23 protein-coding genes are annotated in these 26,071 nt (G+C 40.1%); 11 read left to right on the forward strand and 12 right to left on the reverse strand.

Translation table 11 applies throughout. The features are described 5' to 3' along the window. Positions 1–189 precede the first annotated feature (189 nt). Complete coding sequence (locus tag JOD18_RS13175) at positions 190–2,163, reverse strand: YjhG/YagF family D-xylonate dehydratase (RefSeq protein ID WP_204669505.1); 1,974 nt, start codon at positions 2,161–2,163, stop codon at positions 190–192. A 567-nt stretch (positions 2,164–2,730) separates the two neighbouring features. Between JOD18_RS13175 and JOD18_RS13180 the strand changes: the two genes are divergently transcribed. The 4 genes from JOD18_RS13180 (at position 2,731) to JOD18_RS13195 (ending at position 7,033) form a co-directional block, all read left to right on the forward strand. Then, positions 2,731–3,384 (forward strand): ThuA domain-containing protein, encoded by a 654-nt coding sequence (locus JOD18_RS13180; RefSeq protein ID WP_338029541.1) that lies wholly within the window; start codon positions 2,731–2,733, stop codon positions 3,382–3,384. A 30-nt stretch (positions 3,385–3,414) separates the two neighbouring features. Continuing rightward, positions 3,415–4,491 (forward strand): Gfo/Idh/MocA family protein, encoded by a 1,077-nt coding sequence (locus tag JOD18_RS13185; RefSeq protein ID WP_204669507.1) that lies wholly within the window; start codon positions 3,415–3,417, stop codon positions 4,489–4,491. Between the two features lie 27 nt (positions 4,492–4,518). Continuing rightward, a complete protein-coding gene (locus tag JOD18_RS13190; protein WP_204669508.1) occupies positions 4,519–5,682 on the forward strand; it encodes a Gfo/Idh/MocA family protein in 1,164 nt (387 codons plus the stop codon). A gap of 424 nt (positions 5,683–6,106) precedes the next feature. Continuing rightward, positions 6,107–7,033: an LCP family glycopolymer transferase gene (locus tag JOD18_RS13195; protein ID WP_204669509.1), complete on the forward strand. Its 927-nt coding sequence runs from the start codon at positions 6,107–6,109 to the stop codon at positions 7,031–7,033. A 297-nt stretch (positions 7,034–7,330) separates the two neighbouring features. On the opposite strand, the gene JOD18_RS13200 is transcribed toward JOD18_RS13195, so the two are convergent. From JOD18_RS13200 to JOD18_RS13210, 3 genes are all read right to left on the reverse strand, one after another. Beyond that, entirely contained in the window at positions 7,331–7,807 is a 477-nt protein-coding gene (locus JOD18_RS13200) for a DUF1189 family protein (protein WP_204669510.1), read from the reverse strand. 22 nt (positions 7,808–7,829) lie between these two features. Next, entirely contained in the window at positions 7,830–8,288 is a 459-nt protein-coding gene (locus JOD18_RS13205) for a flavin reductase family protein (protein WP_204669511.1), read from the reverse strand. A gap of 711 nt (positions 8,289–8,999) precedes the next feature. Further along, positions 9,000–9,305 (reverse strand): HesB/YadR/YfhF family protein, encoded by a 306-nt coding sequence (locus JOD18_RS13210; RefSeq protein ID WP_204669512.1) that lies wholly within the window; start codon positions 9,303–9,305, stop codon positions 9,000–9,002. Positions 9,306–9,829: 524 nt separating this feature from the next. Between JOD18_RS13210 and JOD18_RS13215 the strand changes: the two genes are divergently transcribed. Then, entirely contained in the window at positions 9,830–10,384 is a 555-nt protein-coding gene (locus JOD18_RS13215) for a hypothetical protein (RefSeq protein ID WP_204669513.1), read from the forward strand. Between the two features lie 89 nt (positions 10,385–10,473). Here JOD18_RS13215 and JOD18_RS13220 read toward each other — a convergent pair whose 3' ends face one another. Next, a complete protein-coding gene (locus tag JOD18_RS13220) occupies positions 10,474–10,989 on the reverse strand; it encodes a DNA topology modulation protein (RefSeq protein ID WP_204669514.1) in 516 nt (171 codons plus the stop codon). 35 nt (positions 10,990–11,024) lie between these two features. Then, positions 11,025–11,927, reverse strand: coding sequence for an ArsR/SmtB family transcription factor (locus tag JOD18_RS13225; RefSeq protein ID WP_204669515.1), 903 nt, complete (start codon positions 11,925–11,927; stop codon positions 11,025–11,027). A gap of 226 nt (positions 11,928–12,153) precedes the next feature. On the opposite strand from JOD18_RS13225, the gene JOD18_RS13230 reads away from it, so the two are divergent. From JOD18_RS13230 to JOD18_RS13245, 4 genes are all read left to right on the forward strand, one after another. Then, positions 12,154–14,790: a cation-translocating P-type ATPase gene (locus tag JOD18_RS13230; RefSeq protein WP_204669516.1), complete on the forward strand. Its 2,637-nt coding sequence runs from the start codon at positions 12,154–12,156 to the stop codon at positions 14,788–14,790. 275 nt (positions 14,791–15,065) lie between these two features. Further along, a complete protein-coding gene (locus JOD18_RS13235) occupies positions 15,066–15,908 on the forward strand; it encodes an SAM hydrolase/SAM-dependent halogenase family protein (protein WP_204669517.1) in 843 nt (280 codons plus the stop codon). A gap of 11 nt (positions 15,909–15,919) precedes the next feature. Then, positions 15,920–16,786: a heme o synthase gene (gene cyoE, locus JOD18_RS13240; protein ID WP_204669518.1), complete on the forward strand. Its 867-nt coding sequence runs from the start codon at positions 15,920–15,922 to the stop codon at positions 16,784–16,786. A gap of 25 nt (positions 16,787–16,811) precedes the next feature. Beyond that, positions 16,812–17,207, forward strand: coding sequence for a GNAT family N-acetyltransferase (locus JOD18_RS13245; RefSeq protein WP_204669519.1), 396 nt, complete (start codon positions 16,812–16,814; stop codon positions 17,205–17,207). A 34-nt stretch (positions 17,208–17,241) separates the two neighbouring features. Here the strand turns inward: JOD18_RS13245 and JOD18_RS13250 are convergent, their stop codons facing one another. Next, positions 17,242–17,874 carry a PepSY domain-containing protein gene (locus JOD18_RS13250; RefSeq protein WP_204669520.1) on the reverse strand — a complete coding sequence of 211 codons (633 nt, stop codon included), beginning with the start codon at positions 17,872–17,874 and terminating at the stop codon, positions 17,242–17,244. A gap of 134 nt (positions 17,875–18,008) precedes the next feature. On the opposite strand from JOD18_RS13250, the gene JOD18_RS13255 reads away from it, so the two are divergent. Then, on the forward strand, positions 18,009–18,248 hold the full coding sequence (locus JOD18_RS13255; protein WP_204669521.1) for a hypothetical protein: 240 nt from the start codon (positions 18,009–18,011) through the stop codon (positions 18,246–18,248). Between the two features lie 289 nt (positions 18,249–18,537). Here the strand turns inward: JOD18_RS13255 and JOD18_RS13260 are convergent, their stop codons facing one another. Together JOD18_RS13260 and JOD18_RS13265 are read right to left on the reverse strand one after the other, a co-directional pair. Continuing rightward, positions 18,538–19,893 carry a sensor histidine kinase gene (locus JOD18_RS13260; RefSeq protein WP_204669522.1) on the reverse strand — a complete coding sequence of 452 codons (1,356 nt, stop codon included), beginning with the start codon at positions 19,891–19,893 and terminating at the stop codon, positions 18,538–18,540. Further along, entirely contained in the window at positions 19,890–20,576 is a 687-nt protein-coding gene (locus JOD18_RS13265; protein WP_204669523.1) for a response regulator transcription factor, read from the reverse strand. Before JOD18_RS13265 ends, JOD18_RS13260 begins: the two co-directional genes overlap by 4 nt. Positions 20,577–20,760: 184 nt before the next feature. Here JOD18_RS13265 and JOD18_RS13270 point away from each other — a divergent pair, with 184 nt between their 5' ends. After that, positions 20,761–22,359, forward strand: coding sequence for a catalase (locus JOD18_RS13270; protein ID WP_204669524.1), 1,599 nt, complete (start codon positions 20,761–20,763; stop codon positions 22,357–22,359). 98 nt (positions 22,360–22,457) lie between these two features. On the opposite strand, the gene JOD18_RS13275 is transcribed toward JOD18_RS13270, so the two are convergent. From JOD18_RS13275 to JOD18_RS13285, 3 genes are all read right to left on the reverse strand, one after another. Continuing rightward, positions 22,458–23,480 carry a LacI family DNA-binding transcriptional regulator gene (locus JOD18_RS13275; RefSeq protein WP_204669525.1) on the reverse strand — a complete coding sequence of 341 codons (1,023 nt, stop codon included), beginning with the start codon at positions 23,478–23,480 and terminating at the stop codon, positions 22,458–22,460. A gap of 194 nt (positions 23,481–23,674) precedes the next feature. Next, positions 23,675–24,514 (reverse strand): sugar ABC transporter permease, encoded by an 840-nt coding sequence (locus tag JOD18_RS13280; protein WP_204669526.1) that lies wholly within the window; start codon positions 24,512–24,514, stop codon positions 23,675–23,677. Continuing rightward, a complete protein-coding gene (locus tag JOD18_RS13285) occupies positions 24,514–25,815 on the reverse strand; it encodes an ABC transporter permease subunit (RefSeq protein WP_204669548.1) in 1,302 nt (433 codons plus the stop codon). Before JOD18_RS13285 ends, JOD18_RS13280 begins: the two co-directional genes overlap by 1 nt. Between the last annotated feature and the right edge of the window lie 256 nt (positions 25,816–26,071).

Below are 26,071 nucleotides of genomic sequence, written 5' to 3' on the forward strand. Positions count from 1 at the left end.
TGATTTTTCATGCGTTCATTCTTATTCAGAATAGCCTTGTCCAGCTCCAAGAGCCACACATTAGAGATTTCACGACACGCCCTACGATAAGTCCACATCGACTCCTTCCGTCGTCGTGTTTTCTTTTATTTCCGTTGTGACGCTCTAATCTCTATGTTTTTAAAAGGGCGCTTTTCGTTCTTTACTATATTAATGAGAGGTTCCTAATGCCCTTTCACCAGCCTCTAATACCTCGATAATACGATCAACATCATATACACTGCCTTTCCATGTTCCGCCGCTGACTTTTTGTAGAGCGGCCCAGAGACGTGTATCATCAGGAAGCTGATCTGACGGTTTCATAGCTGTATTAATCTGTCTCGAAGCAAGGAGGTGAGTCCCTTCTTCAGGGGAAATTTCTTGTCCTGGCTTTCCTACAAAATGAATAGAACCTTCCAATTTCTTAGCATCGATTCGTACTTCTATTAGATCTCCATCTTGAAGTTTGCCAATTGGACCGCCCGCTAATCCTTCTGATCCGACATGGCCAATACAGGCACCAGTGGACACACCTGAAAAGCGAGCATCAGTAATTAATGTTACATATTTACCATAAGATAAGTGTTTTAGTGCAGATGTAACCTGATAGGTTTCCTCCATGCCTGTACCTAATGGCCCACAGCCAATCAGTACCATAATATCGCCTTTTTTTATTTGTCTCGTTTTAATCGCCTCGATGGCGCTGGCTTCACTGGTGAACACCTTTGCTTCACTTTTATGGTAGTATATTTGATTTTTATCTAATCTTGAAGGATCGATAGATGTTGATTTAATGACGGCTCCCTCAGGAGCAATATTACCAGTAGGGAACGTTACGGTGGAAGTTAAACCGCGTTGTTTTGCCTTTTCTTTTGACATAATCACTTCATCTGCCTCAATTTGATCCGCCTCTTTCAACTGTTGTTTCATTTTTTGACGGCGTTCGGATTGCTCCCACCAGTCTAAATTCTCTTTCAGCGTGTGACCAGTAACGGTCATTACATTTTCCCTTAATAACCCTAAATCACGCAAGTGTAGCATTACCTCAGGAACTCCTCCAGCTAGATAGGCGCGAATGGTCGGATGTGGAATTGGGCCATTTGGCAGCACACTAACTAGTCGAGGTGTTTCTTTATTGATTTGGTGCCAATCTTCCAGTGAAGGTATCCTGCATTTGGCTGCATGTGCAATAGCAGGGATATGCAGTAATAGATTGGTAGAGCCGCCAAATGCAGCATGCACTACCATAGCATTATAAATAGCATCATCAGTAACAATGTCTTTTGTTGTCAGTGATTTTTCCTCCATAAGAATAATCGCTCTAGAAGACTGTCGAGCCATTTCCTTCCAAACCTTTTGTCCTGATGGAGCAAGGGCGGCATGGGGAACCGTGATGCCTAAAGCTTCCGCTACCACTTGTGCTGTGGCAGCTGTACCAAGGAACTGACAGCCTCCGCCAGGGGTTGCACATGCCATGCAGCCAAGTTCTGCTGCCTCTTCTAACGATAATTCGTCATTAGCATATCTGGCACCAATAGTCTGTACTTTCCCAGCGTCTTCCCCGTATAATGGTGGTAATGTTACACCGCCGGGTACGATAACAACAGGTAAATCATGCATAGAAACTAAGGCAATCATCATCGCTGGCAGCCCTTTATCACAAGTAGCAATGCCTAGTACCGCATCGCGGGTAGGTAAAGAACGAATTAAACGACGGTACACGACAGCAGCATCATTGCGATATGGAAAAGAATCAAACATTCCGCTTGTCCCTTGGGATCTGCCGTCACACGGATCACTAACATAAGCAGCAAAAGGTATGCCGGCGTGCTGGCTAATTTCGTTTGCGGCTTCTTTCATTAAAAGATCCACTTCCCAATGCCCCGTATGGTAACCTAATGCCAGCGGATTACCTTGCTCATCTTTTAATCCGCCTTGTGTACTTAACAATAAAATTTGCTTACCATCTAATTTATTTGGACTCCAACCCATTCCGACATTTTGTGAAAGTCCAAATAAATCTCCGCTTGGGGATTTCCTGAGCATCTGATCAGTTAAAGGCAATTTACCGATCGGACCCCTTGCGACTGTTTTAATATCATAAATGTTTTCATCGTCCTGCATCAAATGGGCTAATTTATCCATAAGACCGCACCTTTCCTTAAAGCGTTTTCATTCATTTAATATTAAGTATAAAGATAACACGTTTATGTGTCAATAATATAAAATTTAGTTTTATAATATAAAACTTTTGATTTGCAGATCTGGTGATATACAGAAAAAATAATTATGTATGTTCGTACATTGTATATTATCCCAGTCCTTACATATTGGAAGTTTTGCTTTTTTCTTGATATACTTTAAAGCACAAGAGGAATATCAACCGTTATTGGGAATAAGCATTGCAGAAAGGAGGGATAGAAAAAAGGGAATGAAAACGATAACAAAGTCTGTGTTATCAAATGATTTTACTAGTAACAAAAATGATGCAGGTGTTTTGCTTCATTTATAAGGTTTTTAACTTTCTTTACATAACATTACTGCTACATAATAAAATTTCCATACTGTTTGGACCTAGTTAATGAGGTACAAATTCTTTTGCTAGCAGTTTAGTTGGCTTGTGATCCCTAGCTGGCAAAGGATCAAAGCATAAAAATACAAGATAAAGTCAGTAATATCTATAATTAGATGATATGTAATAATGGAGGGATCATGTTGAAAAAGGCATTAATTTTTCAAGGTGGCTGGGAAGGGCATGAACCAGTGAAGGTTGCTCACATCCTGGCGGGTATTTTAAAAGAAGAAGACTTTCAAGTGAAAATAACGGATACATTGCAAACATTAGCAGAAGATGATTTAACGTCATATGATTTGATCGTTCCTAACTGGACACAAGGAACGATTGAACAGGAACAGCTTCAGCCGTTACTAAATGCGGTGGCAGCTGGAACAGGCTTAGCAGGATTACATGGCGGTATGGGTGATTCTTTCCGAAATGAAGTAGACTATCAATTTATGGTTGGCGGACAATGGGTCGCACATCCAGGCAATGATGGTGTAGAGTACCAAGTCCATATTCTTGATGATGACCATCCTTTAACAAAGGGAATGACAGACTTTACCGTAGTATCAGAACAGTATTATATGCATGTCGATCCCGCAGTAAAGGTCTATGCAACAACAAGATTCCCGGTAGCTGAAGGATCATACGAAAGCAATGGCGAGGTGGATATGCCTGTCGTATGGACAAAAAAATGGGGCAAAGGCAATGTTTATTATTGTGGTTTAGGGCATGTGGCAGAAATTGTTCAGATGCCAGAAGTACGCCAATTAATGCGCAATGGTATGAAATGGGCGAGCAGATAATAACAATCATGGAATGGAAGGAGGCAGCCTATGAAGGTAGGAATTATTGGCTGTGGCAACATTAGCAAAATTTATCTGGAGAATGCAGCTGTTTTCCATAACTATACGATTGAAGCTGTTTCGGATCTGGTGCTGGAAAGGGCACAAGAGCGTGCAAAAGAGTATGGAATTCCGAAGGCATATACGACGGAAGAATTATTAAATGACCCAGAGATCGAGTTAGTGATTAATTTGACGATCCCAGCTGCTCATGCAGATATTGCATGTCAGGCGTTGAACAAAGGAAAACATGTATATGGTGAGAAACCATTAGCCGTTGAATTAGCAGATGGTGAAAGAATATTGGCACTTTCTCATGATAAAGGACTGTATGTTGGTAATGCACCTGATACATCATTAGGGGCGGGGATTCAGACTGTGAGGAAATTATTGGATGAAGGGGCGATAGGAGAACCTTTATCGGCAACCGCTTTTATGATGGGAGCAGGACATGAGAACTGGCACCCTGATCCGGCCTTTTATTATAAACATGGAGGCGGTCCAATGTTTGATATGGGGCCTTATTATTTAACCGCTCTGATTCATTTACTCGGCCCGGCAGCCCGAGTGACCGGATCTGCCAGAATTAGCCGTCCAGAGCGAACGATTACCAGTCAGCCGAAATATGGAGAAAAGATAGCGGTAGAGGTGCCAACACAGATTAATAGTGTAATTGATTTCGAGAATGGGACGGTAGTTTCGATGATTATGAGTTTTGATGTCCAGTCTCACCAGCTGCCACACATTGAAATTTATGGAACGGAAGGAACGATTTCTGTCCCTGATCCGAATACATTTGGCGGCCCAGTTTATTTAAAAAAGAAGAACCAGCAGCAATGGGAAGAAGTACCTCTAATTGATGGATATGTTGGCAACAGCCGAGGGCTTGGTGTTGCAGAAATGGTTGCTGCTATTCAAGAGCAGAAGAAATCGCGGGTTGAGGGTGCACTAGCTTATCATGTGTTAGAAATGATGCATGGTGTTTATCAATCCTCCAATGAGCAAAAACACGTCATTCTTTCGAGCAGCTGTCAGCGGCCTGCCGCTTTTGTAAATCAAACATTCTAAATTTTACCAAAGGTTGGTGTTGTTAATATGAAGAGTAAAGAGAAAATCCGTATTGGTATGATTGGTTATCAGTTTATGGGGAAAGCACATAGCCATGCCTATCGCGATTTACCCTTTTATTTTGATAACCCACTTGCCCCTGAATTAACAGTTATTGCAGGGCGGAAGGAAGAAGCTGTAAAAGATGCTATGGATACAATGGGGTGGCAATCTTATGAAACAGACTGGCGCAAAGTAGTGGAGCGGGATGATGTGGATGTCATTGATATTGTAACACCAAATCATACCCATGCTGAGATTGCTATTGCGGCAGCTGAAGCAGGAAAACATATTATTACCGAGAAGCCGCTGGCATTAACGGTAGAGGAAGCAGAGCGAATGCTGGAAGCTGTTGAACGTAATCAAGTGAAACATATGATTTGTCATAATTATCGCTTTGTACCAGCAGTACAGTATGTTAAACAACTGATTACAGAAGGCAAATTAGGCCATATCTATCATTTCCGGGCGAATTATCTGCAAGATTTTATTATGGATCCGAATTTTCCACTTGTCTGGCGTTTAAAAAAAGAAGTTTCTGGATCTGGAGCATTAGGCGATATTGGAGCACATAGTATTGATCTGGCTCGTTTTCTCATTGGAGAGTTTAAGGAGTTGACAGCTATGACGGAAACCTTTATCAAACAGCGTCCTTTAGGCGGTATGACCGGTGGACTAAGCGCAAAAACGGGTGGAAGTGATCAAGCGATGGGGGAAGTAACTGTCGATGACGCTGTTGCTTTTCTGGCAAGATTCGAGACTGGAACCTTTGGTGTATTTGAAGCGACTCGTTTTGCTGGTGGTAACCGGAATAAGAATAAGTTTGAGATTAATGGGGAGAAAGGCTCTGTACGATGGGATATGGAAAATATGAATACATTGGAAGTCTACTTTGCAGATGACGAAGAGGGCTTACAAGGTTTCCGGGTAATTAACTGCACTGAAGAGGTACACCCATATGCAGGTGCCTATTGGCCAGCAGGACATATTATTGGCTATGAACATAGCTTTATTAATTTAATGGATGAATTTTTCAGGAGTATAGCAGAAGATCGTCAAGCAGTTCCGAATTTTGAAGATGGTGTGCGCAATCAGAAGGTATTAGCAGCAATTGAACGATCTGCAGCTGATAAAAGCTGGGTGTCGCTATAATAAGAAAGATTTTTTATCAGTGGGGGCTCCCTCCACTGATAATTAGCATGCTTTATTGCAGTGTGACTGGCACTTTAAGAAATAAGAAAGCACGTCATTTCTAAGTGGGAGTCTTACAACCAGTAACGGCCCGGTTGGCTTAACTAACATTCAGTGGGGGATGAAAGCAGAAAGCAGACTAAGTTTGCAACGTCTGCACTAGCACGTCCTGTGCGTCGAAAAACCCCCACTGAATGAAGTTTCACTTTATCTAGGAAAAAAGAACATAGGTCGTACGACGCCTGCATTGACAAATTTCTTGGAAAAACACTATATTTTGTGAAAATATCTGAAAATTAACCAAACTAACATACTAATCATTAGAAGGTTGTGGTATAATGTGGTGGTTAGAGAGAATGAGAAAAAATAGATAGGATGTTGAGGAATGGCTGAAACAAGGTCTAAGAGCAGAAAGGGTAAAAAGTCAAAAAAATGGTGGATACTAACGCCGCTTATTATCATTTTTGCCTTAATTTTAGCAGTCGGTATTTATGCTTGGTCTATTATAAATAATGTGGAAGATGCATTTGATTCCAAAATGCATGATCCTTTAGAGGCAATTGATATGGATAGATCAAAAGAAAGGGCAGCAAGTGGGGAGCCGCTTAATATTTTATTATTAGGTGTCGATCAAGAAGATAACGATGCTGGCCGCTCGGATGCAATGATGGTTCTATCCTTGAAACCGGAAATAGATGAAATGCAATTAATCAGTATTCCCCGAGATACAAGAACGGTTATCTCTGGAAGAGGCGAGGATAAGATTAATCATGCCTATGCATTTGGCGGGGCAGATATGGCTGTACAAACCGTACAAGATTTTCTAGGCGTAGAGATGGATTATTTTGTCCGTATTAATATGAATGGTTTAAAAGAACTAGTAGACGAACTAGGTACAATAACAGTGGATAATGAAATTGAATGGGAAGATGGGAAGTATCATTTTACCAAAGGCCCTGTTGAAATGGATGGTGAAAAAACACTTGCCTTTGTTCGAATGAGAAAGCAGGATCCATCAGGTGATTTCGGCCGAACGGAACGGCAGCGTAAGGTAATGCAAGGGATCATTAATGAAGGGGCTAATGTGGCAAACGTTACAAAGGTCAACGAATTAATTGATATTATGGGTAACAACATGGCAACAAGCTTGGATTTTGATGATATGAAAACTTTACTTAACGGGTATAGAGACACACGAAGGAATGTTACTAGTTATTTAATGGAAGGGTCAGGAACGACGATTGGCGGTATCTATTATTATGTTGTTCCAGATGAAGAAGTAGCAAAAGTCCGTGATATGATTAACAGCTAGGACCAATATGGTCTTAGCTGTTTCTTTTTTAGAAGATGTTCAAAAAGTCCAACAAAAATGACACGGCGAATTTCTGCGTTGGCAATAGAGGAACTTCACCCACATCGTGTGGGTAACGCCGAAGTCAACACTTCCTATGTAAGTCCACTACTCACGTATTAAAAGCATACGCTCCGTTCCTTGAAAAAGAAGGTCGCTTTTTCTGCGTGCAAGATCGTTTGCTCAAAGGCTGCGCCGCCTTGAATTTCTTGGTCCTTGTTATCGAATTTTTTGAACACGCACTTTTAGGAAATCTCATTATGATTTTTTAGCTGGATAGACCATAATCATTCGAACAAGCAAGAAATAAAGCAAGGCAGCTGACATACCAAAGCCATCTAATATAGGCAGAAAGGTTAGGAGCTGATAAAGCAGCAATGGCCACAGTAAGGCAAAACCTGTCATTTTCCACAGCTGCTGGTAGGCCAGTTTTCGCCGTAACAAGGTTCGCCATAACCAAGCCCCTAATGCTAATAAGGAGATGCTTGCCACCACTAGGAACATGGTGAAAAAAGGATAAAAAACAATAATTTGCAGCAAGTACTGACTATATGATATATGAGATAAGCCTGCTTCATATCGAAGGATGAGCAGGATGACATTAGGTAAAAAAACGATGAAAAATAATAAAAACAAATAAACTAGCGTGTCACGCATACTAACACGGTTTAGCCAAAAAAGTGCTTCTTTTTTTGGTAAGGATGCGCTTTTTTGCAGGATAGCTAATAATCTCATTGGGTAAGCTCCGATCAGTCTATTATTCCATTATGGTTCGATAAGCACTATGATAATATAATAATGGCTTCCCATCGGTAACTACCATGTCATTTACTTCTGCAATCACCAATAAGTGGTCTCCTGCCTGTACCGTATTGACCACTGTACAAGCGAGTGTGGTTAAGGCGTTGCCAATTACCGGAATGCCATCCAGTTCAGAAAAGTCATTGTATGATTTCTTTAATTGTTTCGCAAAAATACGGGACACTTCTTCTTGTTCTTCGCGCAGAATACTAACTCCAATGCGTTCTAATTTGTTTGCGTGCTGGTAGAATTTTGTTTTATGATCAAGGGCGATCGTAATTAATTTTGGGTCTAATGAAACTGACATAAATGCGTTTACGGTCATACCGTGTGTATGATCGCCAAGCTTAGATGTGACAACGGTAATACCAGTTGCAAATGTCCCCATTGCTTGACGGAACTCTTGCGTATCCATGGACATAATCCCTCCTCAGCCTCTGTTTTTCACAATTAATCTAATAATAACACAATCTAACAGAATAATAATGTGATTGGCTCAAAGAAGGACTGATGATTTTGTATGTTGCATTTTTTATTAGAAAAACCAAGAAGAGCATTTGGTCCTTTACCTTTTAGCTTAAGATAGATGTCCGCTGCGAGAAGTCGCTTTCACTCAAGAGTACAAGTACAACATCTGTTCAAGCAAAAAACACTTTCACAGTGTTTTCTATGCCACCTGGCATGGCTTCAACTAACTTGAAAAAGAAGAACACTTTTTCAAGTGGATCTTCCGCTCATGCTATTCCCTTGTCAGGCTACAAGCGTCAAAAACTAGACAACTTCCCGACAGCGCCTTACGATAAAGAAGACTTGCTGATTGACGAAGTAAGGGGCTTAGTCGCCCTTATACCTTTGGGTGAAAGTCATCATCAATTCATACATTCATCGTGATTCTTTTATCTCCGTTTTTTCGGTCCAGTTGTTACGTTTTTACCCGATGCTTTCCGCCTTTCTCGCGGGAGTCGACTTCTCTCCGCTTCCATCCTCTTTCATCTTTCATGTTTCTTGCTTCTTACAAAAAAATCAGAGACTGTCCCAATGTATGGATGGAGCAGTCCCTGATTTTATATGAAGCTGGTTTGTTTTCTCGCAGTCTTTGGATAGGAAAATTTAAGTATAGTTTGTTCTAGTTACTACTATCTTCTTCATATTCATAGGCTACTTCATCTTTTTCTTCATCATAACCAACAATCAGATTGTAGCCTTTAAAGTACCAAGCATCTGTTTCATCAATAAAGAATGTAATTCCATCCTTTTCTCTCGCAACAATAGATTCTTTTGATGGTTCATTTAATGCAAAGGCAAGTGAGAATCCCTCGTGTATTGGACTGTGTCCTCCATATTTTGCTTGGAATTTCACTGTATCTCCTTCACTTAATTCTACCTCATCTTTAAACCATGCAATAGCTTCATCTGAAACTTTGATTTCCAATCACAGCAGCTCCTTTCTAAAATAAACTTCCCTTTGTAAAAGTTTTCCCTGCTAATAGGTGAATGAAACTTAGCAAGTGATCGTTTCCATAAAAAGTATGTTTTCTTTTGCCTTTTCATGTGTTCTATAAATGTATTCCCAATTTGAGGTTGTGTTACACTTATTATACCCGATTCTGTTCTATAGAAGTATGAGAAATGCTCAAAATGTTATGTATTTCACTAACAGAGGTAATAATCTCTATATTATTTCCTGGGAAATTGTCGATATATCCGAGATGACAGAAAATAGAGAAAAAGCAGCAGTCTCTTAGACCGTTAATAAGTTTTACTTTGAGGAGATTTTTGTTACACTATAAAGGAGACTTTCGATAATAGGTACTTTTTCCGTTGCTGATTAATAAAACTTATCATGCAGTACAACTATGTGTGGCTGATTGAGAAAAGGATAAAGTGCCAGCCGATAATGAGGGTCTTAAGTAATAGATTTGCAAAATACAAGAGAAAGTTAAGGGTGGTGTAATAATGACAGTCCAATATACGAATTTTCGTGGTGATGTGTATTATTTACATGTCCGCCAAACTAAAAAGGGCAATCCGAGCTATTACTTTAAGAAAGAAGATCAGAATACAGAAGTTACTAGTATCCCTGAAGGTTATGAAATCTATGAACATCCCAATGGACGGGTTTTTTTAACTAAGAAATCGACAAAAAGCATTACAAATGAGGAAATAAACCTGTTGCAGCAATGTATGGAGGAAAACAGTCCAATTAGAGATTTTAAGTTAGATGTGAAAAAGAATACCGTCTTTATTTATACCTATGAGAATCCAATGCCATTTAATGAAAATCCGGTGATTGTAGAGGCCTTATCTGATCCAAAATACAAAACATATCATACAGAGTTGTGTTTTACATTAATAGATAAGCACACAAGAACATTCCAAGTCGAGCAAAGGAAATATACAGGCGGTAAAGAGAATGAATGGCTTTCCTTAGAAGAATCTAATGATTTGGAATCTTTAGCGAACAAGTATGTTCGTCATTTAGGGCAAGAAAGTTTTTATGAATTACGATAAACGCATGGCAAAGAAACCTCATGTTGAGATGAGGTTTTTTAACTTGCTGGGAAACTGTAGAACTTTTGCTCGCAGATACCTATTATCCTTTATTTTGAGCTTGAAACCTGCTTCAAAAATTGCTGCACCTGTTTCGGTGACTTTAAGATAATGACTTGTTTTTCATGAGCAAAGCGATTTATTTTTTGATAAAGTTCCGGACTTTTTTGCTTAGGAAAATTCCATATCCAGCGCAGAAAGGCTATATCCAGCTTTTCTGAACAGCCTGCTCCCATATCGGGTCTTGAAGTACGCCGATACTGAATTCTTCTTTTTATGGCACGATAGAGGCAGAGCGTCCGTGGCATATCGAGAAAAATTACTGTATCGGCTGCCTGAAGTCGAATATCAACAGTGCTTCCATAATTCCCATCTATAATCCATTTAGGTTGTTTGGTCAAATCATGCTGCACTTTTATCTGTTTTTCTTTGTCAACAGGCTGCCAATTAGGTTTCCAAAATAAGGCGTCTAAATGATACATAGGCAGCTCCAATGTTTGAGCCAATTGACGGGCAAGGGTAGACTTCCCCGCTCCGCCTGAGCCAATTAAGATAATTCTATTCAATGGATAGCCTCCTTATGTTTTTCCAGTTGTAAATGCTAAATATAATAAAGCTTCACATTAATATCTTGATCATGATTGCCAAAGTGACGGCCAAATAAAGTCAACCCTCCAACATGTTCCGCCTCTTCTTTTACTTCCATACGCAGTTTCCACAAGTCGATCCCAGTATCTAAATCAGCGATCGTTACATCTGATAATGGTTCACCATCCATATAGGTACCATGGGAAGTAATCCGGATCGTTTTCAATAAACCATATTGATTTAGATTATCCGGCCACCATTCTGGTGTATACATTCCTCTTATATCTGCATAATCCCCGGGGCTTTGCCATGTCCCTAACTCTTGGTCATTAAGCGAAAAGGTAATATCAGAAGGCCAGACGTCATTAGAAAAAGGAAATTCAGAACCAATCTCAAAGCTTATCTCCAATTGCTGCAATTGATCAGCTTCTTGTAAATAATTAGGCGTCTTATATTCAATAAATCCTTGGGTAAACCAAAGAATACTTGCTTGCATACGTTGTGGATCCATAAAATATTTCGTTTGATCAACAGGCCCAATAAAATCTTTACTTGTAGCTAGCCCACATGTCGGTTTGACTTGATAATCGGTGAAATGGCCGATAGGGATCGATGTTTCGTAAGTAGCAAAAGAATGATAAATTTTTTTCGGGAAATTGACTTCAATATGATCAACCTTCAAGATGGAGATTCGTTGTAATCCAGACTTGCCAGGGATTTTCTCGGTACGAATAATACCAGCTTCTTCTAGCTTTTCGACATGTTTTTTGACAATCGGGCTGCTAATTCCTAGGACAGCAGATAGCTCCTTAATATTCATTTTGTTTTTCGATAGTAATTGAATGATTTCGAGTCTTACCTCACTTGCTAAGGCAGAGAATACGGGTAAGGAAGTCTTATTAATTTCTAATTGCATTGCGTTATCAGCTACTTTCTATACATAAGTGTCTCTATATTATACCTAAGTTCTAGGGAGGATTCACCAAAAGGATTTCAAAAAAAATCAGTTTATTGTTGGCTAATTTCGTCTTTTTAAGGTTAAATATGGGTATAACAATCATAGAGGATAATTTCCATTCATGGAAGTTGTAGTATGATTGATAAGTGATAGAAAAGCTATTTCAACTAGGAGGCGGAAGTTTTTGGCAACCTATCAACGTACAAAAGAAGAAATACTAAAGCAATGGGAAGTAGATCAACGATCGGGACTATCTAATGATCGGGTAAAACAAAGACTTGAGCAAGAAGGCTACAATGAAATAGCAGATCGTGAAAAGGTGCCTACTTGGAAAATATTTTTGGAAACCTTTAAAGATGCGATGGTTATTGTGCTGTTAGCGGCAGCCTTGGTTCAGCTTTTGCTTGGGGAAATGATAGAATCGATCATTATCTTTATTGTTATTTTATTAAATTCGGTGATCAGTGTTATCCAAACGAAAAAGGCAGAAAGTTCTTTAGAGGCATTGCGAGATATGTCTGCACCAGAGGCAAAGGTAATCAGGGATGGAACAAATCAAGTGGTAATGGCCCGAGAATTAGTGTCTGGAGATATTGTATTGCTGGAAGCAGGAGACTACATACCTGCAGATGGGCGTTTGATTGAGGCCGAATCCTTTAAGGTCAATGAAGGCATGTTAACTGGTGAGTCTAATGCAGTGGATAAAATAACCGACCCTATTGCAGAAGAAGTCTCGATTGGTGACCAAGTCAATATGGTCTTTTCCAGTTCACTTGTAGTTAATGGCCGGGCTGCTTTCGTAGTCACTGCTACGGGTGAGAAAGCGGAAATAGGTAAGATTGCCGAAATGATTGAAACGGCAGAACAGAAGCAAACACCACTGCAACGCAAGCTTGATTCATTTAGTAAAAAGCTGGGCATTGCTATTTTGCTTATCTGTATCCTTATTTTTGCTGTTCAAGTAGGCCGGATTTGGTTTAGTGACATTGAAGTAGATATGACTCAAGCGGTGTTAGAAGCATTAATGTTTTCCGTAGCAATTGCTGTTGCTGCTATACCAGAAGCTTTGCAATCGATCGTTACGATTGTATTGTCGGTGGGTACCAATAAAATGGCGAAACAACATGCCATTATCCGCCGTCTGCCGGCAGTAGAAACGTTAGGGTCAACCAGTGTGATCTGTACGGATAAGACAGGGACATTGACAAAAAATGAAATGACGGTAACTAAAGTATTTATACCGGAAATGAATGAGGTATTTACACAGACAGAGTGGAATCAATCCGAACGGCTGTTAGTGCTGGCTGCTGTTTTATGTAATGACTCGTATATAAATGAGGAAGGCAGTGAGATTGGAGACCCAACAGAGATTGCACTAATTCGTTTGACAGAAAAGCAAGGAGAGTCGTATCAATCTCTGCGTGAGAATTATCAACGACAGGCAGAACTGCCGTTTGATTCAGATCGTAAGATGATGTCAACTGTTCACACCATTGATGGAAAACGGATGATGCTAGTGAAGGGCGGACCTGATGTGGTATTAGATCGGACAAACTCGATTTTTGCATCTGGTAAGGTTGAGCAAATGACAGATCAGTGGCTGCAACAGCTAGCTGACCAAAATGAAGCATACTCGAATCAAGCACTACGCGTCCTAGCGTTTGCCTATAAGGAAATACAGGAAGATCATAATTTGACATTGGAGGATGAGCAAGGACTCACCTTTATCGGATTTATGGCTATGATTGATCCGCCGCGTGAGGCTGTGTATGGAGCAATTGAAGACGCCAGTAAAGCCGGAATTAAACCGGTTATGATCACTGGTGACCATAAAACTACAGCTCAAGCGATTGGTCGGGATATTGGTTTAATGGGTGAGAAAGACTTAGCTTTGACAGGGAAGGAGCTAGACCAGCTGTCTGATCAAGAATTAGATGCCAAGTTGGAACGTATTTCTGTCTATGCCAGGGTATCGCCTGAGAATAAGATTCGAATTGTGAAGGCATGGCAAAGAAAGAACCAAATTACGGCAATGACTGGTGATGGAGTCAATGATGCACCGGCATTAAAACAGGCCGACATCGGTATTGGTATGGGAAGCGGAACCGATGTAGCCAAAGATGCCGCTGCCATGGTGCTTACAGATGATAATTTTGTCTCGATTGTCAAGGCTGTAAGTGTTGGGCGTACTGTTTTCGATAATATCAAAAAAGCGATCGCCTACTTATTCGCAGGCAATCTCGGGGCGATTATTGCGATTGTCTTTGCGGTTATCATGAATTGGGCCAACCCTTTTACGGCTTTGCAGCTGCTCTTTATTAACTTAGTAAATGATTCCTTGCCTGCGATTGCTTTAGGTATGGAGAAATCAGAGCCTAATGTGATGAAGCGTAAGCCGCGTCAGACGGATGAAGGTATTTTTGCTGGCGGAACATTGCGTTCAGTTGTGATTAGGGGAATATTAATCGGGGCAGCAGTTATTACCTCACATTATATTGGTCTGCAGCATTCTGATGAAATGGGAGTTGCCATGGCCTTTACGGCGTTGATTCTCTCAAGAACACTGCAAACCTTCCCTGCAAGATCCAATGTCCAAACTGCCATTGGAGCAGGATTCTTTCGGAATAAGTATGCAATTGGAGCCGTAGTAGTAGGCTTCTTACTATACTTGCTTACGATTATGCCATTTGCCCGTGATATCTTCCATATACCAAGTGAATTCGGATGGACAGAAGGATTGATTGCTTTTGGTTTAGCATTAGGCAGTATGGTTTTGATGGAGGTATTTAAATTGATTCGTGTCAAAAGGGAACAAGCTTAACTTATAATCAAGCCTCTCAGTGTGAGGGGCTTTTTGTGTATGTCTTTTGAAAAAAAGGATAAGCTGTTTATACTAGTTGCTGAAAGGCAGAGTGGCCAGTAAGACTTATCAAGTGGCCACTAAACTCATCAAGGCGGCCAGAAAAGCTGGTTAAGTAGCCAGTAAGCAGTGTAAGAGCATTCCCTATCGTCTAAGAAAAGGTCAGATAGGATTTTCTTTCATTTCTGACATGGAAAATAGTATAATGAGTATAAGTGAAGAAGGGGGCAGTCATCATGATGAACGCGTTAGTATTACAATCAGACTTTGGTTTAGAAGATGGAGCAGTCAGTGCAATGAAAGGTGTTGCACACAATGTAAGTAAAGTCATCCCAATATATGATAACACCCATGATATACCGCCTTTCGATATTTGGGCAGGCTCTTATCGATTATTACAGACTGTTGGTTATTGGCCGGAGCATACGGTTTTTGTCTCGGTAGTCGATCCTGGTGTCGGATCAGAGCGGAAGAGTATTGTTGCCAAAACCAATAATAATCAATATATTGTCACTCCTGATAATGGAACATTGACTCATGTTCATCAAAAAGTGGGTATCAAAGAAATCAGAGAGATTGATGAAGAGGTAAATCGCTTGCCGAAGTCAGGTGCTTCCCATACATTTCATGGCCGGGATATTTATGCATACACTGGTGCGCGTTTAGCTGCCGGGGTGATCAAATTCGAAGAGGTGGGACATGAATGTAAGATAGAAGAAATGGCACAGCTGACCTTTTATGACCCAAAAAAGCAAGACAATATGATCAGTGGAACGATTGATATTTTAGATGTACGGTTTGGAAATCTATGGACAAATATTAGCCGCGAATTATTTCTTTCACTGGGAATTAATTATGGCGACACGGTTGAAATAGAGATCACCAATGATATCAGGCGAGTATACCGGAATAGTATGACATTTGGCCGATCCTTTGCTTCGATTCAGATCGGGGAGGGTGTTCTCTATGTGAACTCATTGGATAATATGGCAGTAGCAATTAATCAAGGATCTTTTGCGAAAGCACATAATATTGGTACAGGGCCAAGCTGGCATATTACAATTAAGCGTATAGATTAAGGAGTCTTTGAATGAGTAATTGGTTAAAGGAATTTAATAGCTTGTTTAAGCGATTTGTATTAGCTGCCAATGTGCTGCCGGCTTTGTTTGGGTTTTTGCTGGCAAGCCGATACTATGGCATCGCTTTTCAAGACTATTGGTTGGAATTTGTATTACTAATGCTGGGCAGTGTGCTGCTTATAGCAGGTGCACTTACTTTAAATAATTGGCTGGAAGCTGATGTAGATAAACTAATGGAACGCACGCAAAAGCGGCCGACCGTCACTGGAACTTTGTCGTTACGTACGGTCTTGATCATTGGAATCATCCTAAGCAGTGCAGGACAATTGGTCTTATTGTTAATTAATTTAGAAGTGGCGCTCTATGGCTTTATTGGCTGGTATACATATGTGGTTATTTATACCATTTGGACAAAACGGCGCGTAACATGGAATACGCATGTAGGCAGTGTTTCAGGCGCGGTTACCCCTCTGATGGGATGGGCGGTCATTGATTCCGCTATACACCCCATACCACTTTCTCTGTTTGTGATCATGTTTCTATGGCAAATGCCTCACACTTATGCGATTGCGATTCGGAAATTTGATGACTATAAACGAGCAGGTTTAAAGATGCTGCCGGTTGTCAAAGGTTACCAAGTGACGATTCGCCGTAATGCTGTATATATTGCTTTATTATTGTTGGTACCATTCCTTGTACAAGGTTTTTCTCTGAGCTTTTACGTGTTGATTACGCTGTTGAATACTGTTTGGCTGTTGATTGCTTTATACGGATTTAAGGCAGATCCACTGATTAAGTGGGCGAATATCTTGTTTGGCAGTTCGTTAGGCTATTTAATGACTGTTTTTATTTTATATTTGCTTTTTGTACCAGTATAAGTGTGTGTTCTTGAGGAGGATGGATATGAATTGTCAAGTTACCATTAATATGCCGATATCCAACGATGAAATCCCTGCATTACGCGAGCGAGTCGGCTGGGAACGGCGAGATCAAGATTACCCTCATTTATTAGAGCGCTGCAACTTTTGGGCAGGAGCTCGCGACCAGCATGGTCATTTGATTGGTTTCGGTTATATCTGTGGGATGGCATTAGAACATGGCTATCTAGAGGATATTATCGTGGATCCCTCTTATCAAGGGCAGGGAATTGGAACACAGATAGTACAGGCCTTGTTACAAGAAGCTGATCAATCTGAAATAGAGGTAGTAACCACTACCTTTGAAAAGGGACGGGCAGATTTTTATGAGAAGTCAGGCTTTACCGTTGGTTATGGCGGTGTCTGGAAAAGAAAAAAATAGGGACACACGCAGTCAGTGTATCCCTATTTACTGTTTAATCATTCAAATCTTGAGAAATGGAGACAATTTCGCCGGTATAGGCGTCAATTTCTAAATCAATTTCTGCTTCATCGGTGACGATCTCTATTTCGTAGTATTGACGACCATCATCATCGTCTAACTCCAAATCGGTAATTTTGCCATCATATTCTTGTAAGGCAATGGCAGAAGCCTCGTCAGCAGATAACAGTGTTTTTTTGTCGGTGGCATTGTTTTTGTTTTTCTGTTCCTTTTGTTGCTCTTCTTGTTTTGATTCATCAGCTTTATTATTGTCATTATTATCGTTTTTGTTGTCTTTATTGTCGTTAGCTGTTTCTGTAGCAGCCTCTTGTTGATCTGCTCGGAACATATTTTCTTCCAGTTTTAAGACCTCGCCAGTCTCTGCGTCGATGGTTAAATCATAAAAGCGGTCACTACCTTTAATTTCGATTTCATATACTTTTTTATTATCTTCATCGTCTAATTCCAACTGAACAATATCTCCAGTGAATTGTGTTGATACTTTTTCGCGCGCTTCGTCTTCTGTCATCATCGCGCTTGCCGGGCTGGTAGTGAATTGCCAGATTGCCAAGATTCCACCTATGATAATTAAGCCAGCTACGGTTATGATAAATTTTTTATGTTTCATTTTTATGTCCCCCTTGTATTAGTTGTTAAGTATATTATACCTCACTAAAATAAAGAGACGCTGTGAGAAAAATGAGAAAATGATGAGAAAATAAAAATCTTTTGTTCAGAATAGTGAAAAAGGGGCAGAATGAGATGAATACGCTCCGATTTATGGGGTTAATTATTTATTATCCTTTATCGAGGCGAGTGTACAATGAAGAGACAAATCAAGTGATCTTCATTAACCAACTTTTGGATGAAATTCATGGTATCATCGAAATCGATGGCAGCAAAATCAACCTTCATCCAAGGTTTAATGTGCATTTTTCGATAGAAAGTACAGAATTACCGTCGCTATCAACTTTGAAGAAGAATAAAATGATCATGTTGTAACTTTCTCACTTCAAGGTTATCTGATTTCAGAGAAGCCTAAGAGGGCGGATCAGTCGATTCCTCTCTTGTTTTATAAGGTCAGCAAGTATATAATTTTTCATGCGTTCATTCTTATGCAAGAACAGCCATGTCCAGCTCCAAGCGCCAAACTATAGAGATGTCACGACACGCCCCAATAAGTCAACATCGACTCCCTCCGTCGTCGTGTTTCCTTTATCTCCGTTGTGACGCTCCAATCTCTACGTTTTTAAAAGGGCGCTTTGCGCTTTTCATTCTTGATTTGCCAGTTCTAGATTGGCAATTGGATCGAGAAAGTTGAGCCTTTCCCTAATTCGGAATCAATGGTAATCGTGCCGCCATGGACATGTACAATCTGATAACAAATAGCCAGCCCTAAGCCAGTCCCCCCAGCTTTGCGGCTTCTAGCCTTGTCTACCCGATAAAAGCGCTCAAAAATATGTTCTTTGTCTGCTTCTGACAGGCCGACTCCTTGATCCATGACAGAAATCGTTAGGATATTGTCTTGATTTGCTGTCTGGACGCTGACTTGTTCCTCACTGTATTTACAGGCATTATCGATTAGGATATAGATTGCCTGATGGATCATCGCCTTATCGCCGCTATAATGTAAATCCACTTCTTCCATATTCTGATAGTGTACTTCTCGCTGATAAGCTGTAGAGAGGGCGCGTATAGCCTCACGAACGAGTTGGCTGATATTGATATCTTGAAATAATAGGCTGCCTTGATTTTGACTCTTGGCGAGTGTAAGCATCTGGTCAGTCAAGTGTTTCATGCGCTCGGATTCGGATAAGATAGCCTCAGTCGCCTCATCCATTAATTCAGGACGTTCCTTGGCACGACGCTGAAGTAATTCTGCATAACTAGTTATAACAGATAGCGGTGTCCGTAATTCATGCGACGCATCTGACACGAAGCGTTCCTGTTTCTGAATGTTTTCTTCAATACGATCAATCATGGCATTATATGCATGCTGCATTTCTGCAATTTCGTCGTTTTTCTTTCGGTTAAGCGAAAGCTTTTCCCATTTGCCGTTTTTAGGATTATCCTTTATTTTATCTGTAAGTGATTGAATCGGTTTTATCACAAACCCTGCTAACAAGTAACCAAAAAACAGAGTAGGTAATAACATCAGTCCTGTGGTTATAAGCAAGACAAGCTGAAGAGTTTGTAAAGTATCTGCCGTATGGTATAAGGCTTCACTTACTTGTAAGGTAACAACGGAACCATCATCCCAGATTATTGGAATCGATATTTGAACATAAGGTGTCCCATCCTCATCGTGATTTAATGTCTGCTGCTCGGTAGTGGTGAAGGCAAAGGGCCAAGCTTCAAAAGACTTCTGTCTGTATGCAGAATGAATCGGTTGAGCTTCTTCTTGTGAGATAACCCGAATCATCCCATTGGCTGGCAAGAATGCCCGCAGTAAGTCTTCTTTTGCTATTTCTGAAGCCTCTTCTTTTGTTAATGCCTCCATAATTGTTTCTGCCTCTTGTTTGATTCGATTCATTTCGCTAGTATTCACTTGATGTTGATATATTAAATAGATGGCACCATTCAGGAGAAGAACAACTGCGAAAATAAAGATGGTTAACAACAGCTGTAATTTCGTTCGTAATCTCATTGGATGCTGTCCTTAATCGTGTAGCCTACACCCCGAACAGTTTGAATGGTTTCGGTATCAAATGGCTTATCTATTTTGTTACGGAGGTAACGGATATAGACATCGACCACATTTGTATCCCCAGCATAATCGAACCCCCATACTTGATCTAACAATTGATCACGGCTAAACACTTGATTTTTATTCTGTAAAAGGAAGGTCAATAAATCATATTCCCTCGGTGTCAATTCAATAACTGTTTGATCGCGGTATACATCACGAGTCTGTAAATTAACAGTTAGATCTTGATGATTGAGCTGTTCGGCTGCTTTATTGACAGAATGATTGAGGCGCAGTTGTGCCCGGATTCTGGCAAGCAGTTCTTCAATTTGAAATGGCTTGGTAATGTAATCATTTGCTCCCAAATCCAATCCTGCTACCTTATCCTGTACTTCACCTCGGGCAGTTAACAGAATAACAGGTGTGGCTTGGTTGAGTTTACGAAAGCGTCTTAACAATTGAGTTCCGCTCATACCAGGCAGCATAATATCTAATAGAACCAGATCAAATGTTTGATTTTGCAAAAGTTCAAATGCCTCCTGACCATCGAAAGCGGTAGTGGTTTGATAATCTTCATAACCAAGCTCCAATTCAATCACGCGGGCAATTTTTTCCTCGTCTTCTACAATAAGTATATGTGTCATTAGGCACTCTCTCCTCTCCTTAATAATATAGCATATCACCGACATGTGAAAAAAGTCTATATCTAGGAAGGAGCTTTGCTTAATCTCTGTCACATATAAAGATAATTGCTAACAAATGATTAATTTCCGCCAAATTGGTAATGCTGATAAAAAGAAATTTTATCAAGGAAATGAGGTTTTATAGATGTCTGATAAAGAAAAATCCACTAATCCAAATAATTTGGAGCATGATAATACGTTAACGACCCGACAGGGGCATCCCGTAACTAACAATCAGAATATTCGAACAGTTGGTAATCGCGGCCCGGCAATGTTAGAGAACTATGACTTTATTGAAAAAATAAGCCACTTTGATCGTGAGAAAGTTCCTGAGCGGATTGTTCATGCACGGGGAGCGGGAGCACATGGTTATTTTGAAACCTATGGAACGGTGGGGGATGAACCTGTTTCGAAATATACCAGAGCGAAAGTCTTTCAGGATAAAGGAAAGCAGACACCTGTATTTGTCCGCTTTTCAACGGTGGTACATGGAACACATTCTCCAGAAACAGTTCGGGATCCACGTGGTTTTGCCGTTAAATTTTACACAGAAGACGGTAACTGGGATCTTGTTGGAAATAATTTAAAGATCTTTTTTATCCGTGATGCCATGAAGTTTCCGGATATGATCCATGCCTTTCGTCCAGATCCGGTTACCAATATTCAAGATGCGGAGCGTTTCTTTGATTTTTGCGCTAATTCCCCTGAATCATTTCATATGGTGACATTTGTGTATTCGCCTTGGGGCATTCCAGCCAATTACCGCATGATGCAAGGTTCTGGTGTCAATACCTATAAATGGGTGAACCAAGAAGGAAAAGCGGTACTGGTCAAATATCATTGGGAACCGAAGCAAGGTATTAAGAATTTAACAACGAAAGAGGCGGCAGAAATTCAGGGCGAAAACTTCAATCATGCTACACAGGATTTATATGAAGCCATTGAAAACGGGGATTATCCGGAATGGGAGCTTCTGGTACAAATTATGTCAGATGACGATCATCCTGAGCTCGATTTTGACCCATTAGATGATACAAAGCTCTGGCCTGAAGATCAATTTCCTTGGTTACCGGTAGGCAAAATGGTTTTAAACAAAAATCCTGAGAATTATTTTACCGAAGTGGAACAAGCAGCTTTTGGTACAGGAGTCTTAGTAGATGGTCTTGATTTTTCTGATGATAAAATGCTGCAAGGACGAACTTTCTCTTATTCCGATACCCAGCGTTACCGAGTCGGGGCGAATTATTTGCAAGTTCCAATCAATGAAGCAAAAAAACGTGTAGCTACCAATCAAGAAGGCGGTCAACTGCGGCAAAAAAATGACAAAGCACCTGGTCAAAATCCACATGTGAATTATGAACCGTCTGTGTTGGGCGGTTTAGAGGAAGCAAAACAAACCGGAAAAGAATATACTCCTTTTGTGGAAGGGAACCTTGTACGTGAATCGATTGAGCGCCATGATAATACGAAACAAGCTGGAGAGACCTTCCGTCAGTTTAAAGACTGGGAGAAAGATGAGTTGCTGGCTAATCTGATTGGCGATTTATCAACTTGTGATAAAAGAATTCAGGATAAAATGATCGCTTTAGCTGAACAGGCAGATGAGGAATATGGCCGCCGCTTAAGAGAAGGATTAGCGCATACGGCAAAACAGGGGACAAGCCGTAATCCATTAGGTGCTCAGGATGCCGAACAAGCCCCGAAACATGCAGTAGACAAAGGACACAACGCCGATCCTTATTAAAACAACAAGGGATCTCGATACAAGGCTGTTCCGTTAGAGGCCTGATTGAGATCCCTTTTTTATATGGCTCACTGATGTTTCTCAATTGTTACCAGAACTTATGACAGAGGCTTTGTCGACTGGCGATACTTAATTTCATAGGGAACAATAATACGCTTAGCCGGTTCATTTTTATTTTTGGTTAGATCGATAAGACACCGAGCAGATTGAAACCCTAGTTGAAAAATATTGATATCAACAGTAGTCAGGGGAGGGTTGGTAATTTCGGATAGATACAGGTTGTTAAAAGAAGTGAGCGAGACATCTGCAGGGCAACGGCGTCCGATTTCTTCTATGGCATGGATAACACCTAGTGTCATTAAATCATCCGTTACTACCAAACCAGTCGGCGGCTTGTCTAAGGCGAATAACTGTTCCACAGCTTTGCTTCCGCCAGACTTCAGAAATTCAGTATGTATGATATACTCATTGGATAATGATAAATCATATTCTTTCATAGCTGCCTGAAATCCTTTTAAACGTTCCGTCGTTACCGATAATTCTAATGATCCACCGATAAAACCTATATGTTGATGGCCCAGTTCAATTAAATGACTGGTTAATTCTTTACTTGCCTTGAAGTTGTTATTATCGACATAGGTTATTTCGCTTTCATTCTCACATGGCTTACCAACGATAACAAAAGGAAAATTCTTTTCGACTAGAAATTGCTGAATCGGATCATTGTTGCGTGAATAAAGCAAAATAACACCGTCGACACGGTGGCCATTCACCATTCGTTGTACTTCTTCGAATGTGGTGTTATCACTTTCTCCGGTAGAAACGTACAGCGAATATTCCGTTTCATGAGCAAAGGCACCGATTCCCCTTAGTACTTCAGGAAAGAAAGGGTTTTGTAACGCCTTATCAGCAGAAGATGGCATGATCACGCCGATAGCCTGCGAAGAGCGGACGGCTAAATTGCGGGCATTAATATTGGGGTGATAGCCCAGCTCTTTCATTGTTTTTCGTACACGTTTTTTGGTAGCCAAACTAATTCTGGAACTATCTGCAATAACCCGAGAAACAGTAGAAGGGGCCACCCCGGCTTTTTTTGCTACATCTTTAATTGTGACAGCCATTCATTTTTCACCCTTTGAGTCAGAATAATAGAAATTTATGTGCATATATGCATTATTATTATATGCTATTCGTTTATCACGGCGCAACCATTCATAAAAACTGTTTCCAAGCATGAAGTTAGAGTTTTCAGATAATGAAAAATAAAAATTGATACTCTCAAGTGATTAGTAGTACTTAAGAGTATCCATGGTAATTAACCTTTTGTTCCGCCAGCAGTTAATCCTGAAATTAAAAAGCGCTGTAAGAATAAATATACGGTAGCGACAGGCACAGCTATAAGGATGGAACCAGCTGCAAACCGAGTAAAGTTATTTGCAAATTGATCATTGATAAAGTTAAACAAACCAACGGCCAGCGTATAATTGTCCTGACTGGACAATATGATAGATGGCAATAAGAAGTCAAATAAAGGCATCATGAAATTAAATAAAGCTACTACCGCTAGAATTGGTTTAGCTAACGGTAACATGATACTCCAGAACACCCGTAAATGGCCGGCGCCATCAATTTTGGCTGCCTCATCCAATTCTCTTGGTATGGTGTCGAAATATCCCTTCACTAACCAGGCATTAAACGGTATTTGGCCTCCTAGATAAACAAGGATTAAACCGGTTAGGGTGTCCAGCATGCCAATCATATTTAAGAAAATATAGAGGGCAACCATGGCCATCATAACAGGGAACATTTGCAGTAAGAGAAAGATATATAAAGCATTCTTCTTACCAACAAATTGATAACGAGAAAAGGCATAGGCTACCAAAGAAGTAAGAATCACACTTCCAAATGCTACAGAAATCGATACGATCAATGAATTCTTATACCAGATTAAATAATCACTTTGTTCACTAAACAACCATTTGTAATGTTCTAATGAGAAGTTCTCTGGGATAAGGGAAGATGAATAGAGACTTGTACCTTGATTAAAGGACATACCAACAGTCCAAATCAATGGATAAAAGATAATGATCGAAGTGATAATGATAATGAGATATATCAAGGCCACTTCCACTTTTGATTTTTGCTTTTGATTCATTATAATTCACCTTCTTCTTTAAATGACTTGGTTTGTCTGAATTGATAAAAGGCAAAACCAGAGATGATAAGTCCCATAATTAAAGAGATAACAGCTGCCATGGCGTAATTATTAGTTTCAAATGTCAGTTTATATACCCAAGAGATTAGAATATCGGTACCACCGGCATTTTGCCCTCTTACTGGCGGGCCGCCTTCATTAAAGAGATAAATAATATTGAAGTTATTAAAGTTTTGCGCATATTGCATAATTAATAAAGGTGCAGTGGCAAACATAATATGCGGAAACGTTATAAATCTAAATTTTTGCAGGCGAGATCCTCCATCGACATCTGCTGCTTCATACCAGTCTTTAGATATACTTTGCAAAACACCTGTAAATAAAGCAAAAATAAATGGGAATCCCAGCCATGTTTGAATTAAAATAACGGCTGTTCGGGCATAAAATGGCTCGCTAAGCCAAGGAATTCCATCACCGCCCAATAATGGGATAATAATATCCCGGTTAATGGCACCAAAATCATCATTGAACATGGCCGAGAAAATCAAAATAGTCACAAAAGCAGGAACTGCCCAAGGTAAGATAAAGATTGTCCGAATCAGTTTTTTAAATTTAATTCTCGGATCATTTACAATTAGGGCAAGGAACAATCCAACTGCGATTTGTAAGGTAGTAGCCACAACGGTCCAGACAATCGTCCATGCTAAAACACTAATAAACGTATCTTGCCAGATCGGAACAGAGACCAATTCGATAAAGTTTTGAAATCCTACCCAATCCACTAGATTTCTAGGTGGAGAGTTATATAAAGTATAATTAGTGAAAGCTAACAAAATGGAAAACATCAATGGGAAGATGACTACAAAAATCATCAATAATAGACCTGGAACGGTCATCAAATAAGGAAAAGCACTATCATAGAAATCAATAATGGTATCCTTAAATCCTTTAGCTTTCCAGCCGTCTTTTAGCTTTATGGCTTGATTACGTGCATCTAGCACATTAAATACATATAATGCGAGCAAGAGGATACTTGCAATTAAGGCTAGCACACCAAAAACAAGTAGTCGGATCGAGTGATCAGTGCCTGGTATCGTTCCTAGTGTACGTAATCCCCATAATCCATAATTGATACTGTCTAAGAGCGTTGTCAAAAACGCTAATTCCAGTATGATAAAGATAGTTCCTTTTAAAAATCTTCGGTTATATAGTTGGCCGAGACCGGCAAACAAGATAGAAAGTATTGTCGCAATAGTCGGATTATGATTAGAAAACTTGTGTTTGTCTTTCTTGTGATCCACTACGGCTACCCCCGTCCATTCGTTTTTATTTGATAAGATGTGAATTCGGCAGACTAAGACCGTGATAACAATTACCGTGTCTGCATCATCCTGTACGTTCACAGATTAAAACCGTGACGACAATCACCACATCTGCATTAGTACATCCTGTACGTTGAAAGTTCAGGTCAACGCACGTCATTTTTATCAGACTTTTTTGAACAAGCCTCTATTTAGCAAAATTCTTTAAAAGTAAGGAAGGGAAGAAAGATTTTTT

This window comes from Gracilibacillus alcaliphilus (assembly GCF_016909015.1).
In the GTDB taxonomy this organism is placed as follows: Bacteria; Bacillota; Bacilli; order Bacillales; family Amphibacillaceae; genus Gracilibacillus; species Gracilibacillus alcaliphilus.